The sequence below is a fragment of the Streptomyces sp. SID3212 genome (assembly GCF_009865405.1).
Taxonomy (GTDB): Bacteria; Actinomycetota; Actinomycetes; order Streptomycetales; family Streptomycetaceae; genus Streptomyces.
Window position 1 is genome coordinate 1 of record NZ_WWJY01000945.1, and the last position, 13,832, is coordinate 13,832.

Here is a 13,832-nt window from a genome sequence, read left to right on the forward strand (position 1 = left end):
ACTACCGGGGCGGCCCCGTCGACCTCGCCGAACTGATCGCCGCCTGGCACCGGGGCGGCGCCGTGGACGGCTTCCACGTCGCGCCCGCCGAGCCGGCCCGCGACCTGGAACGGCTGGTCAACGGTACGGTCGCGCTGCTCCAGCACCGCAGCCGGTTCCGTACCTTCTACCCGGGCGGCACCCTGCGCGAGCACCTGGGCCTGACCCGGCCCGCCAACCGGTACACCCACGCCGGGGGAGTCTCATGACCATTGACCGCCGGGGCGCCGACCGCAGGGGCGACGGCCGCAGGACCCTCCACCTCGCCGCCCGCTTCCCCGGCGTCGACCCCGCCACCGTCAGGTCCGGCCCGCGCGCCACGTCGCGGATCGAGTTCTCCTCCTTCGAGCGGCTGGCCCGTACCGCCGAGCGCGGCCTCTTCGACTTCTTCCTCCTCGCCGAGGAGCCGCAGCCGCGCGAGCACCAGGGACCGGTCCACGACCCCGACGTCGTCGGCCGGCCCGAATCGATCACCGTGCTCAACGCCCTCGCCGCCGTCACCGACCGGCTCGGCCTCGCCGCCACCGTGAACGCCGCCTTCAACGAGCCGTTCGAACTGGCCCGCAGGCTCGCCACCCTCGACCGCCTCAGCGAGGGCCGAGCCGCCTGGCACGTGGTGACCTCCTGCTCCGCCCTCACCGGGGAGAACTTCCGGCGCGGCGGCTACCTCGACCGCGCCGACCGCCACACCAGGGCCGCCGAGTTCGTCGCCACCGCCCGCGAACTCTGGGACTCCTGGACCCCGGCCGCACCCGGCGCCCCGTACGGCGTCCCGCGCCCCTTCGCCCACACCGGCCGGCACTTCGCGATCGAGGGCGAGTTCACCGTCCCCCGCTCCCCGCAGGGCCACCCCGTCGTCCTCCACGCCGGTGACTCCGAGGAGGGCAGGGAGTTCGCCGCCTCGGCCGCCGACGTCGTCCTCGGCCGCCCCGGCACCCTGGAGGCGGGCCGGGCGTTCTACGCCGACACCAAGGCGCGGCTCGCGCGGTACGGCAGGCGGCCCGGCGACCTGAAGATCATGCCGGGGGTGACCTACGTCCTCGGCGACACCGACGCCGAGGCCCGAGAGCGCGCCGCCGAGATCCGGGAGCGCGCCGCCGAGATCCGGCGTCAGAAGGACCCTGATCCCGACCCCGGCCCCACCACCGCCGGGCCGTCCTTCATCGGCAGCCCCCTGACCGTCGCCGAGGCGCTCGACACCTTCGTCCAGCAGGGGGCGGCGGACGGTTTCCTCCTCATTCCCCCTCCCACCCCGGGCGGCCTGGACGACTTCGTCGACCGGGTCGTACCGCTGCTCCAGGAACGCGGTGTCTTCCGTACGGAGTACGCGGGGACCACGTTGCGGTCCCATCTGGGGCTTCCCGACCCCGTCTGGAAAGGCTGATCAGCATGACCACCGACACGTCCGGCGCGCCCGGCACAGCGACCGACACCGACCCGGCCGAGGAGTGGAGGCGCTGGCACGAACGGCGCGTCTTCGCCGTCTCCGCGCCCTACGGCCCGCTCTCCCTCACCGGCACCCACTGGCTCACCGACTTCCCCGAGGGCCGCCTGCCCGCCGTACCGGGCGTGTGGCGCGCGGACGGCGAGGATGTGGTGCTCACCGCCGGGGACGGCGACGGCCTCACCGCCGACGGCGTACCGCTGACCGGTGAGATCCGGCTGACGGCCGACACCGGGCCCTTCGAGGACAGCAGGATCGCGACCGGGTCACGCCGGCTGGTCGTGCTGCGCCGCGAAGGGCTGTGGGCGGTACGCGACTTCGACCCGGGATCGCCGGCACGGCGGTCGTTCCTGGGCATCGAGGCGGCCCCGTACGACGGCGACTGGGCGCTGACCGGGCACTTCCGGCCGTACGAGAGCCGTACGATCCTGCTCCCGAACGCGGACGGGCGCGAACGGGACTTCACCCTCGGCGGTGAGATCTCCTTCTCCGTGGACGGTACGGACCACACCTTCCAGGCCGCCGTGGAGCCCGACGGGTCCCTCTGGGTGGTCTTCGCCGACACGACGAGCGGGACGGACAGCTTCCGGTTCCGCTTCCTGCGGCCGCCGGCCCCGGACGCGGACGGCACGGTCAGCGTCGACCTCAACCGGGCGGTGCTGCCGCCGTGCGCCTTCGCCGACCACTTCCTCTGCCCGTTCCCGCCGCCCGGCAACCGGCTCCCGATCGCGGTCCCGGCAGGGGAACGGCGGCTCCTGACCGGCTGATCCGGCACTCCCGGCCCTCCGGCACCACCCGTCGCGGTGGCCGGAGGGCACCCTTGCGCGGGGCGGCCGGCGGCCCCGATACTCCCCGGAGTGCTTGCCGGGAGACGCCTGTCCGGGATCCGGACGGGCGCTCCGGCTTCGCCTCACGGGCCGGGCACCCCACCGCCGGGCCCCCGATTCCCCCCGGAGGAACGACACGTGAGGATCAAGCGCACCACCGCCACGGATGCCGGGCCGACAGGCCGCAGGACGCGAGGGGCCCGTCTCTTCGCCGTCACCGCCGGACTGGCCGCCACCGCCGCGCTCGCGATCCCGGCCGCCGGAGCGAGCGCACAGGACCGGGCCACCGTCTACGGTGCCCAGCAGCTCACCGCGGCGAGCGACGCCGTCCTCGCCGCCGACGTACCGGGCACCGCCTGGTACACGGACCGGGCCAACGGCGAACTGGTCGTCACGGCCGACAGCACCGTCTCCGCCGCCGAGATCGCCTCGATCCGGCGGGCGGCCGGGGCCGACGCGGGCGCCCTGCGCGTCGAACGCACCCCCGGCACGCTGTCCCGCCTCATATCCGGCGGCGACGCCGTCTACGCCCCCGGCCGGCGCTGCACCGTGGGATTCAACGTCCGCAGCGGCACCACCTACTACTTCCTGACGGCGGGTCACTGCACGGAGGGCTCCCCGCCCTGGTACGCGGACCCGGCGCACACCATCAGCATCGGCCCCACGGTGGGCACCAGCTTCCCGGGCAACGACTTCGGCCTCGTCCGGTACGACAACCCCGCCGTGCCCCACCCGGGCACGGTCGGCACCGTCGACATCACCGGCGCCGCCAACGCCACGGTCGGCATGTCCGTCACACGCCTCGGCTCCACCACCGGGGTCCACAGCGGTACGGTCACCGGCCTCAACGCCACGGTCAACTACGGCGGCGGCGACGTCGTCTCCGGCCTGATCCGTACCACCGTCTGCGCGGAACCGGGCGACAGCGGCGGACCGCTCCACTCCGCCGGCCGGGCCATCGGCCTCACCTCGGGCGGCAGCGGCAACTGCACCTCCGGGGGCACCACGTACTTCCAGCCGGTCACGGAGGCGCTGAGCGCCTACGGAGTCAGCGTCTACTGACCCGGCCGCGCCGCCGGGTGAGCCCCTGTCCCGACCGGACGGGGGCTCACCTCTGCGACAATGCGGGGTGGTCGGTGGTGAGGAACGGGGGGCCGCGGGCAGTGAAACGCATCGGAGTGACCGGTCACCGGGACATCCCAGCGGCGGCCAGGGCACACATCAGAGCCGCCATCCTGGCGGTGCTCCGCGCCCAGCAGGGCTCGCTGGAGGCGCTCTCCAGCCTTGCGGCCGGCGCGGACCAGCTCTTCGCGGACCTCGCGCTCGACCGAGGCGCGGAACTGACCGTCGTCATCCCCAGCGGGGACTACGAGGACGGCTTCGACGACCCCGAGGAACTGGCCCGCTACCGGCACCTCAAGGACCGGGCCACCCTGGAGGTCAGGATGGCGTTCCCGCACTCCACCGACGAGGCCTACTACGCGGCGGGCGCGTACATCGCCGACCACTGCGACCGGCTGCTGGCGGTGTGGGACGGCCGCCCGGCCCGCGGCCTCGGCGGGACGGGCGACATCGTGCGGTACGCGCGTGAGCGGGGGAAGCCGGTGACGGTGATCTGGTGCGAGGGGGTGGAGCGGGCCTGACGGTTCGCGCCCCTGACCGCCCACCGACCGCCCACCCCTTCAACACCCACCCCTTCAACACCGGCCCCTTCCACACCCGCCCCTTCCACACCCGCGCCTCAACTCCGGTGCCGTACCAGCCAGTCCGTGTGCTGCGGCGAGACGATCCGCTCGGTCTCGTACACCGCGTTCGCCCACTGCGCCTCGGTGACCATCGTCGCCATCGCCGTGTGCATCGCCGCCAGATCGTCCTCCACCAACGAGTGCGCGGAGATGAGCGGTTGATGGCGCCGTATCTCGTTCCACGCCAGGCAGGCCGCCGCGGACGCCGACAACAGCCCCAGCACGGCGGACGATCCGGTGACGGAGAACGTACGCAGCAGGGCCAGGAGGAGCGCCAGCAGGGTGAGGACAGTGATGGTCACCCCCCAGAGGGTGGTGGCGTGACGGGAGATCACCGTGCGGCGGTGGTACCAGTTGCGCTGCTCGATGAGCCGGTCCCTGACGTACGTCTCCTTGCGGGCGCTGAACGCCTTGTCGCGCAGCATCTGCATGGGAGGAGTGATGAGTTGGGCCGCCCCCGCCGGGGCCCCGCCGCCGTCGCGCGGATCCTCCCAGCCGACCTTCTTGAGTTCCCTCAGGCCCGCCTCCATCCGGGTGGTGAAGAGTCCCGCCGGATCCTCCGCCCCGGAATCGAAGGGCGCCCCGTGCACCGCGTACCGCCACGACATCGACTTGATGAACTCGGCGGCGGAGCGGTTGAGTTGCCAATGCGACTTTGCTCGGTGCCCGGCGGACCTGAGGGTGAACAGGAGTACGCCCGCGTACGCCAACGCGCTGAGCGCGCCCACGAGTTGGAACGTACCCCCGAGCTTCCCCTCCCACGGCAGCGCGGCCAGCGCGGCGGCCAGGACGAGCAGCACCAGCTGGCTGCGGTTGGCGTTGACCGCCTGCCGCTGGCGCGTGACGGCGATCGCGTCCGCGTAGTGGAAGAGAACCGGCAGATCAGCGTTTCGGAAGACCATACTGTGCAGTGGTCCGCGTAACTCGGCCATGCGCGCGCCCCCGTCTGCTGTGGTGTTGTCACTCGTTCAGCTGAATGGCGCCTCGCGCGACGCGTTCGCGAATTCCTGACAACGCTTTTGTCTCGGCCCCCGTGCCGAGTTGCTGTACGAGTTCTGAAGAGTAAAGTCGTGCCGCTGACACTGCAACGGTGCCGTGTCTCCTGTTCGCACCTGATGATCAAGGACGGCCGTCGTGACCTTTCAGACCTCTGTCACCTTCGCTCCTGCGAAGAAGAACCGAGTCCCCCTCGCGGAGATCGACGTACGCGACACCGAGGTCGCCAAGAAGCTCAACCGGGTCCTTCCCATGCCCACCAGCCGTGTCGCGCGCGTTTCGAGCTTCAACTCCGCCCTCTAGACTGGCGGAATGACTGGACCCCTGGTCCCATTCCGCGAGATCGTCTTAAAGGTCCACAGCCGGTGCGATCTCGCTTGTGACCACTGCTACATCTACGAACACGCCGACCAGAGCTGGCGCACCCGCCCCAAAGCGATCTCTGACGAGGCGATTTCCTGGACGGCTCTGCGACTGGCAGAGCATGCCAAGACCCATGCCCTGCCCTCCGTGTCAGTGATCCTGCACGGAGGGGAGCCTCTGCTGGCGGGCCCCGCCCGGCTCCGGCAGGTCTGCGCCGAGCTGACCGCGGCTCTCGACGGTATCGCTGCCCTCGATCTGCGCATCCACACCAACGGGCTCCAGCTTTCTCCCCGTTATCTCGACCTGTTCGACGAATTCGGCGTCCGGGTGGGCATCTCCCTGGACGGCGACCGGACGGCCAACGACCGGCACCGCCGCTACGCGGACGGCCGCAGCAGCCACCCCCAGGTCCTCAAGGCCGTCGCCCTGCTCCACGAGGAGCGCTACCGCCACCTCGACCTCGGGCTGCTGTGCACGATCGACGCGGCCAACGACCCCCTCGCGGTGTACGACGCGCTCGCCGCCCTCGATCCGCCGCGCATCGACTTCCTCCTCCCGCACGCCACGTGGGACGAGCCCCCGCCGCGCCCCGACGGCTCGCCCACCGCGTACGCCGACTGGCTGCTCACCGTCTTCGACCGCTGGGAGGAGCAGGGCCGGCCCATGCCGGTACGGCTCTTCGAGTCGGTGCTCTCCACCCTCGCCGGCGGCCCCAGCCTCACCGAGTCCCTCGGACTGGCCCCCACCGACCTGGTCGTCGTGGAGACCGACGGCACGCTGGAACAGGTCGACTCGCTCAAGAGCGCCTACGACGGCGCGGCGGCCACCGGCTTCGACGTCTTCTCCCACACCTTCGACGAGGTCGCCGCCCACCCGGGCGTACGGACCCGCCAGCTGGGCCTCGCCGGGGTGAGCGAGACCTGCCGGCGGTGCCCGGTCGTCCGCTCCTGCGGCGGCGGCCTCTACACCCACCGGTACGGCTCCGGCGCCGCGTCCGGGCCCGCGGCGGGACCCGCCGGGTTCGACCGGACCTCGGTGTACTGCGCGGACCTCGAAGCCCTGATCCGCGGCATCGAGTCCCGTACGGCCGCCGCGACCACCTCGCCCGCCGTCACGGACACCGGGGAACTGCTCGCCGCCCAGCTGGACCTGACCCGCTCGCTCCTCGCGGAGCTGCACTCCGAACTGGCCGGCCGGGGCGGTGCGTCCTGGCAGGAGGCCTGGGAGCTGGCCGGGGTGGTCGAGCGGCACTCCGAGGGACTGGACGAGCTGCTCGCCCACCCGTACACCCGCCCCTGGCTGGTCGACTCCGTCGCGGCCCTGCGCGAGGAGCGGCCCGAGGCACCGGGCAGCGCGCGCCGCCTGGCGGCCTACGTCGCCGCCGCCGTGATCCGCGGCGGCCTGGACCTGGCCGTCCGGGTCGGCCACCGGGACGGCGCCCTGCACCTCCCGACCCTCGGGGTGCTGCGACTGGACGACGGCGCGGGACCGTACAGCGCCGGCGCCGGGTCGTACGCCGGCTCGTACGGGGACGCCGAGGTGCGCGTCGTGGAGAAGGGCTTCCTGGTGCGCGCCGGCGCGGTGGAGCGGCTGGTCGTACGCCCCGGGGAGGCCACCCCGTACTGGCGGCCCGTGCGCCGCCTCGGCCGGGACGGCGCATCCGACCTCGCGCCCGATCTCGCGCTCGACGACCTCGATCCGTACCGCGACCGCTTCGGCGCCCCCGTCCACCCGGGGCTCGGGGACGCGGAGGCGGCCGGCTGGAGCGCCCGTCTCGCGGCGGCCTGGGGGCTGCTGCGGGACGCCGTACCCGACCAGGCGGCGGAGGCGGCGGGGACGCTGTCCACGCTGACGCCGCTGTTGTCGGCGTCCACCGGAGCGGTGAGCGGGCCGCCCGGCTACGGAGCCCTGGGGATCCCCGTCCACGGGGACGCCGGGGAGCTGGCGCTCGCGCTCCTGCGCGGCTTCCGCGCCGCGAAGCTGCGGGCGCTCACCGAGGTCACCGACCTGTACGCGCCGGACACCGTGCCCGCCCAGTTCCGCCGGGCGCCCTGGCGGGACACGCCGGTCCCGGTGTCGGAGCTGCTGGCGGGGGCGTACGAACGCGTGGGTCTCGCGGCGTACGACACCTCCTACCGGGACCACGCCCGCCGGGCGCTGGACGCGCTGGAGGGCACGGCCGAACTCACGGTCAGCGGGAAGAGCCTGCTGGCCGCCCTGTGGAAAGAGGTCGACCATGCCTGACGCGACGGACCGCCCCGCCACCGTGGCCGCGCTGGCCGCCGAGCTGGCGGCCCTGGGGGTCACGGACGGATCGATCCTCCTCGTCCACGCCTCCCTGCGCTCCACCGGCCTCGACGCCGACACCCTGCGCACCGCCCTGCTGACGGCCGTGGGCGACACGGGCACCCTGGTCGTGCCCGCGTTCACGGAGGACAACTCCGACACCTCCTCGGCCCATCTGGCGCGGATCCGGGGGAAGACACGCCGGGAGGCGGCGGCCTTCCGGGAGCGGATGCCCGCCTTCGACGCGGCGACCACGCCCTCCACGGGGATGGGCCGGCTGGCCGAGTCCGTACGCACCCATCCGGGTGCGGTGCGCAGCACCCATCCGCAGACCTCTTTCGCGGCCGTCGGGCGCCGGGCGAAGGAATTGCTGGCCGTGCATCCCCTGCACAGTCATCTGGGCGAGGACTCGCCGCTGGGCGCTCTCGCCGCGGCCGGTGCGCACGTTCTGATGATCAATGTGGGATTCGGCGTCTGCACCGCGTTCCATCTCGCGGAATACCGGGTCGGCGCGCCGACACGTTCCTACCGCTGTGTACTGAAAGGCCCTGACGGGATCGCGCGTTGGGTGGAATATGAGGATGTCACCCTCGACGACAGCGATTTTGAGTCCGTGGGCGCTTCGTTCCCCTGGGGTATGGAGCAGAAGGGACAACTGGGAGGAACATCCGCGCGGCTGTTCCCGATCAAAGACGCGGTGGATCACGCGGAGTCGTGGATGACCGAAAAGCGGCGTTGATTGACCGAACGTCAAGGGGATGGAGGGGGCTCCGCTCCGGAATGATGAGTTCGCCAAGACACAGGACGGGGGTCGTGTGCAGGCGTCACCGCGGCAACGAGCGGCTGACCATCGGCCGTATTTCTTTCTGAGTTACGCACACACACCGAGGGACGGGGCGGGAGGGCCCGATCCGGACATGTGGGTCGAGCGGCTCTTCCGGGATCTGTGCGGACATGTGCTGGCCATGACCGACCTGCCGGCGGGCGCGCCGCCCGGCTTCATCGACCGGGAGATACGCTCCGGCGAGGGCTGGTCGGAACGGCTCGGCGAAGTCCTCTCCACCTGCCGGGTGTTCGTACCGCTGTTCTCGCCGCGCTACTTCGCCAGCGAGATGTGCGGCAAGGAGTGGTACGCGTTCGCGCAACGCGTCATCTACCAGCAGGCGAAGAGCAACAACCCGTCGGACGCGATCGTGCCGGCCCTGTGGGTGCCGGTGCCACCGCAGCAACTCCCCGGCCCCGCCGAGCGGTTGCAGTTCAACCACCGGGACTTCGGGGACCGTTACGTCACCGACGGACTCTACGGGCTGATCAAGCTCCGGATCTTCGCCGAGGAGTACGAGCGGGCGGTCTACGAGCTCGCCAAACGCATCGTCAGTGTCGCCGACACCGCGGCCGTCGGCCCCGGCCGGCCTCTCGACTACCGCCAGGTGCCCAGCGCGTTCGGGGCCAACGGCGGTCCGCGGCCCATGCAGGTCACCGTGGCGGCCCCCACCCACCACGACCTGCCCGAGGGGCGGACCCCGCACTACTACGGCGGTACGGCCCAGGACTGGAATCCCTACCACCCGGACTCCGTGAGGCCGTTGGCGTACGTCGCACGGGATCTGGTGCGCTCGCTCAACTACCAGGCGGACATCATGTCGTTCGACGACGTCGCCGTACCGCACGACGGCAAACAGGCGCCCACCCGGCCGGAGATCCTGCTGGTCGACCGGTGGGCGCTGCACGACGAGGAACAGCGCGAGCGGCTCGCCGCGTTCGACGCCGAGCACCGGCCCTGGGTGAGCGTCGTCGTGCCGTGGAACCGCGAGGACCAGCAGAGCAGGGCGGCCGAGACGGAGCTGAGCGAACAGCTGGAGCGGACCATGCCCAGGAAGATGGGGCAGGGCCGCACCGCCTGCCGGGCCGCCGCCAAGGGCGTGCCCAGCATGGAGGCGTTCGGCCAGATCCTGCCGCAGGTCGTCGAGGCTGCGGCCCAGCAGTACCTGAGACACGCGGCGGTCTACCCGCCGGCCGGCGGCAGCCACACCGAACGGCCGCGCCTGCGCGGCCCGATGGCCGCCGAGTACGCGACGACGTACTACACACCCGAGACGCACGACCTGGCGCCCGATGCGGAGGACACGGATGACAGAACGTCGTGACGGACGCATCGTCACCTTCTACTCGTACAAGGGAGGTACGGGCCGCACGATGGCCCTGGCCAACACCGCCTGGATCCTCGCCGCCAACGGAAAGCGCGTCCTGGCGGTCGACTGGGACCTGGAGGCACCCGGCCTGCACCGGTTCTTCCACCCCTTCCTCGACCCCTCCACGCTCGGTGCCACCACCGGGGTCATCGACCTGATCACCGAGTACGCGTGGGCCGCGACCAGCCCCGTCGAGCGGTCCGACGACTGGCACCGCGACTACGCGCGCATCCAGCCGCACGCCGTCTCCCTCACCCCGGAGAACCTGGGCTGGGAGTTCCCGGCCGGCGGCACGCTCGACTTCGTGTCCGCCGGGAAGCAGAACCGCGAGTACTCCGCGACCGTCTCCACCTTCGACTGGGACAACTTCTACGACCGGCTCGGCGGCGGCCACTTCTTCGACGCGCTGCGCGACGACATGAAGGCCCACTACGACTACGTCCTCATCGACAGCAGGACCGGTCTGAGTGACATCGCCGACATCTGCACCGTCCACCTGCCCGACGTCCTCGTCGACTGCTTCACCCTCAGCGACCAGTCCATCGACGGCGCCGCAGCCGTCGCCCGCCAGATCGACGAGCGCTACGGCGGCCGGGGCATCAAGATCTTCCCCGTGCCGATGCGGATCGACGAGGGCGAGAAGGAGAAGGCCGACGCCGGACGCGCCCTGGCCCGGCTCAAGTTCGACCGGTTCCCCGGCGGGCTCGCCGGGGAGGAACTCACCGCCTACTGGGGCGCGGTGGAGATTCCGTACCGCCCCTACTACGCCTACGAGGAGACCCTCGCGACCTTCGGCGACGAGGCCGGGCTGAGCAACTCCCTGCTCTCCGCCTTCGAACGGGTCACCGCCTACGTCACCGAGGGCGCCGTCACCGCGATGCCCACCGTCGGCGAGGAGGCGAGGCTGCGCATCAGGGACGCCTTCACGCGCCGCCGCCCCTCGCTGCCCGCCGACCTCTTCCTCAGCTACGTGGCCGAGAACCGGATGTGGGCCGACTGGGTCGAATCGGTGCTCACCCGGGCCGGGTTCCGGGTCGTGCCCCGGGACGTCTCCGCCGATCCGGACGCGGCGGGGACCGGCAAGGGCGCGGCCGCGGCCGCCACGACCGCCGAGACGGCGGCCCGTACCGTCGTGCTGCTGTCCGCCGCCTACCTCAAGTCCGCCCGGGCCGTGGAGGTGTGGACCCGCGCCGCCTCCGAGGACCCCGGCGGCGGCCGGCGGCAGCTGGTGCCGCTGCGGGTCGGGGACGTACGGCTCACCACGCCGTACATCGACCGCAACCCCGTCGACCTCTACCGGCTGGACGAAGTCCACGCCACCACCGCCCTGTTACGCGCACTGGAGCGCCCCGTCCAGCTCACCGACGCGGTCGCGCCCGGCCCGCGCTTCCCCGGCACCGTCCCCAAGATCTGGAACGCGCCCGCCCGCAACCCCGGCTTCACCGGGCGCTCCCTCGTCCTGGAGCGGATGCGCGACCAGCTCGGCGGCGGCATGGCCGTGGTGCTGCCCCAGCCGCAGACCCTGTACGGACTCGGCGGCATCGGCAAGACCCAGGTCGCCCTGGAGTACGTGCACCGCTTCATGGCCGACTACGACCTGGTCTGGTGGATCTCCTCCGAACAGGTCGCGGACGTGGTGGCCGGCCTCGCCGAACTGGCCGTACGGCTCGGGGCCCAGGGCGGCGAGGACATGGCCGCCGCCTCCCAGGAGGCCGTCGACCTGCTGCGGCGCGGCGTGCCGTCCTCGCGCTGGCTGCTGGTCTTCGACAACGCCGACGACCCCGAACTCATCAAGCGCTTCTTCCCGGCGGGCGGTCCCGGGCACGTGCTGGTGACCTCACGCAACCAGACCTGGTCGCAGTACGGCGACGCGCTGCCCGTCGACGTCTTCCTGCGCGAGGAGTCCGTCGAACACCTCCAGCGGCGCGCGCCCGGGCTGAGCACCGTGGACGCCGACAAGGTCGCCACCGCCGTCGGGGACCTGCCGCTCGCCGTCGAACAGGCCGCCGCCTGGATCGCGGAGACCGCCACCCCCGTCGGCGACTACCTGGAGCAACTGGCCCAGCAGGCACCCAGCGTGCTGGCCCTCAACCAGCCGGCGGGCTACCCGGAACCGGTCGCCGCCACCTGGAACATCTCCATCCAGCGGCTCAAGGAGCGCTCGCCCGCGGCGGTACGGCTGCTCCAGCTCTGCGCCTTCTTCGCCCCCGAGCCGATCTCCGCGAACCTCCTCTACAGCAAGGAGATGATCGAGGCGCTCAAGCCGTACGACGCCTCGCTCCAGGAGACGCTGGTCCTCGGCCGGGTCATCCGGGAGATCGGCCGGTTCGCACTGGCCAAGGTCGACCAGGTCGGCAACAGCATCCAGGTGCACCGGCTGGTCCAGGCGATCATCAAGGCCCAGCTCACCGAGGAGGAGCAGCAGGACGCCCGGCACGCCGTCCACCGGATCCTGGCGGGCGCCAGGCCCGACGACGACGAGCCGATCGACAACCCCGGCACCTGGGAGCGGTTCAACACCATCTGGCCGCACCTCGTGCCGTCGGACGCCGCCCGGTGCAGGAAGCCGGAGACCCGCCGGCTGATGATCGACCGGGTGCGCTACCTCTGGAAGCGCGGCGACCTGCCGGCCGCCTTCGAACTCGCCAACGACCTGCGGGACGTCTGGCGGGAGAAACTCGGCAACGACGACCTCCAATACCTCTACCTGCGGTTCCACCTCTCCAACATCCTGCGCTCGCAAGGCCGTTACGTGGAGGCGCGGGAGCTGGACGAGGAGACCCTGGCGCGCCAGCGCGTGGTGCTGGGGGCGTCCCATCCGCACACGTACATGACCACCAGCGGACTCGCCATGGACCTGGGCACACTCGGCGAGTACGGCAGGGCGATGGAGCTGGCGACAGAGGCGCACGAAGGGTTCAGCTCGATCTTCCACGAGTCGCACCCCCGGACGCTCGCCGCCGCCAACAACCTGGCCCTGAACCTGCGGATGGTCGGATACTTCGCCCGTGCGCGGGAGTTGGACCAGGACGTCTTCGACCGGCGCACCGAGGTGCTCGGCCCGGTGCACCCGTACACCCTCTCCTCCGCCGCCAGTCTCGGGCGGGACCTGCGGGAGATCGGCCGGTACGAGGACTCGGCGGCGCTGCTCAGCCGGACGTACGCGACGCTCAAGGAGCAGATGGGGCAGGCGTTCCCGGGCACGCTCGTCGCGGCCAAGAGCCTGGCCGTGTCGCTGCGCAGGGCCGGCCGGCTGGAGGACGCGCGGCGGCTGACCACGGCCACCCGCAACCGCTACCGCGCCAAGTACGGCACGGAGGTCAACCCGGACTCGCTGGCCTGCGACCTGAACCTGGCCGCCGACCACTTCTCGGCCGGGGAGCCGGTGGCGGCCAGGGACCTGGCGCAGGAGGTTGTGGACCAGTACATGAAGGTGCCGGGGGAGCGGCACCCGTACACCCTCGCCGCGATCAACAACCTCGGTATCTACCACTGGGGTTGCGGGGCGCCCGAGCTGGCGGAGCAACTGCTCCAGGGCGCTCTGCGGGCCATGCGGGAGGTGCTCGGGGACGAGCATCCGCACACGCTCTTCTGCACGGTCAACCTCGCCAACGCCAAGGCGGACCTGGGGGAGTTGGAAGAGGCACTGGCCATCGAGCGGGCCGCCGTCGCCGGGTTGCGCGAGTCGCTGGGCGCGCACCACCCCGAGATGCTCGCCGTCGTCTCCAACCTCTGCGTGACGCTGGGAGCTTCGGGGCGCAAGGACGAGGCGGCGCCGATCCGCGCGGAGACGGTGGAGGAGCTGACCCAGCTGCTCGGCGAGGACCACGCGCTGACCCGGCTGGCGCGGGACGAGCGCAGGGTGCACCGCGATCTGGAGCCCCTGGTGGTGTAGGCGTCTTCCGGGTGCCGGACGGGCTCGAGCCCGTCCGGCACCCGG

At 72.0% G+C, this 13,832-nt stretch carries 10 protein-coding genes and 1 pseudogene; 10 read left to right on the forward strand and 1 reads right to left on the reverse strand.

Annotated features, from left to right (window positions below; genetic code table 11):
* The 5 genes and pseudogenes from GT042_RS28245 to GT042_RS28265 all read left to right on the forward strand — a co-directional run.
* Positions 1-248 (forward strand): annotated as a pseudogene (locus GT042_RS28245) (FMNH2-dependent monooxygenase); the annotation flags it as partial.
* On the forward strand, positions 245-1,423 hold the full coding sequence (locus GT042_RS28250) for an LLM class flavin-dependent oxidoreductase (RefSeq protein ID WP_161311544.1): 1,179 nt from the start codon (positions 245-247) through the stop codon (positions 1,421-1,423). The pseudogene GT042_RS28245 and the gene GT042_RS28250, both read left to right, overlap by 4 nt.
* Positions 1,424-1,428: 5 nt before the next feature.
* Positions 1,429-2,250, forward strand: coding sequence for a DUF1684 domain-containing protein (locus GT042_RS28255; RefSeq protein ID WP_161311545.1), 822 nt, complete (start codon positions 1,429-1,431; stop codon positions 2,248-2,250).
* A 204-nt stretch (positions 2,251-2,454) separates the two neighbouring features.
* Positions 2,455-3,372: a S1 family peptidase gene (locus GT042_RS28260; RefSeq protein WP_345943955.1), complete on the forward strand. Its 918-nt coding sequence runs from the start codon at positions 2,455-2,457 to the stop codon at positions 3,370-3,372.
* 101 nt (positions 3,373-3,473) lie between these two features.
* Positions 3,474-3,953, forward strand: coding sequence for a hypothetical protein (locus GT042_RS28265; protein ID WP_161311547.1), 480 nt, complete (start codon positions 3,474-3,476; stop codon positions 3,951-3,953).
* Positions 3,954-4,051: 98 nt separating this feature from the next.
* Here the strand turns inward: GT042_RS28265 and GT042_RS28270 are convergent, their stop codons facing one another.
* Positions 4,052-4,957 (reverse strand): DUF4231 domain-containing protein, encoded by a 906-nt coding sequence (locus GT042_RS28270; RefSeq protein ID WP_161311548.1) that lies wholly within the window; start codon positions 4,955-4,957, stop codon positions 4,052-4,054.
* A gap of 232 nt (positions 4,958-5,189) precedes the next feature.
* Between GT042_RS28270 and GT042_RS28275 the strand changes: the two genes are divergently transcribed.
* Genes GT042_RS28275 through fxsT form a run of 5 tightly spaced genes read left to right on the forward strand, consistent with a single transcriptional unit; the run spans position 5,190 to position 13,787 of the window.
* Positions 5,190-5,354, forward strand: a complete 165-nt coding sequence (locus tag GT042_RS28275) for an FXSXX-COOH protein (protein WP_161311549.1) — start codon at positions 5,190-5,192, stop codon at positions 5,352-5,354.
* 9 nt (positions 5,355-5,363) lie between these two features.
* The gene (gene fxsB, locus GT042_RS28280; RefSeq protein ID WP_202534039.1) at positions 5,364-7,658 is read left to right on the forward strand and encodes a radical SAM/SPASM protein FxsB, inactivated metallohydrolase extension form; all 2,295 of its coding nucleotides are present in this window, start codon (positions 5,364-5,366) and stop codon (positions 7,656-7,658) included.
* Positions 7,651-8,439: an AAC(3) family N-acetyltransferase gene (locus GT042_RS28285; RefSeq protein ID WP_161311550.1), complete on the forward strand. Its 789-nt coding sequence runs from the start codon at positions 7,651-7,653 to the stop codon at positions 8,437-8,439. Before fxsB ends, GT042_RS28285 begins: the two co-directional genes overlap by 8 nt.
* 19 nt (positions 8,440-8,458) lie before the next feature.
* The gene (gene fsxC, locus GT042_RS28290) at positions 8,459-9,847 is read left to right on the forward strand and encodes an FxsC protein (protein WP_161311551.1); all 1,389 of its coding nucleotides are present in this window, start codon (positions 8,459-8,461) and stop codon (positions 9,845-9,847) included.
* Positions 9,831-13,787, forward strand: coding sequence for an FxSxx-COOH system tetratricopeptide repeat protein (gene fxsT, locus GT042_RS28295; RefSeq protein ID WP_161311552.1), 3,957 nt, complete (start codon positions 9,831-9,833; stop codon positions 13,785-13,787). The genes fsxC and fxsT overlap by 17 nt, the downstream gene beginning before the upstream one ends.
* Positions 13,788-13,832: the final 45 nt, after the last annotated feature.

What these genes read in the sequence shown, in the direction of transcription:
- fsxC (WP_161311551.1), top strand. Translation starts at nt 8,459, where the DNA reads ATGGAGGGGGCTCCGCTCCGGAATGATGAGTTCGCCAAGACACAGGAC.
- GT042_RS28270 (WP_161311548.1), bottom strand. Translation starts at nt 4,957, where the DNA reads ATGGTCTTCCGAAACGCTGATCTGCCGGTTCTCTTCCACTACGCGGAC.
- GT042_RS28250 (WP_161311544.1), top strand. Translation starts at nt 245, where the DNA reads ATGACCATTGACCGCCGGGGCGCCGACCGCAGGGGCGACGGCCGCAGG.
- GT042_RS28255 (WP_161311545.1), top strand. Translation starts at nt 1,429, where the DNA reads ATGACCACCGACACGTCCGGCGCGCCCGGCACAGCGACCGACACCGAC.
- fxsT (WP_161311552.1), top strand. Translation starts at nt 9,831, where the DNA reads ATGACAGAACGTCGTGACGGACGCATCGTCACCTTCTACTCGTACAAG.
- GT042_RS28285 (WP_161311550.1), top strand. Translation starts at nt 7,651, where the DNA reads ATGCCTGACGCGACGGACCGCCCCGCCACCGTGGCCGCGCTGGCCGCC.
- fxsB (WP_202534039.1), top strand. Translation starts at nt 5,364, where the DNA reads ATGACTGGACCCCTGGTCCCATTCCGCGAGATCGTCTTAAAGGTCCAC.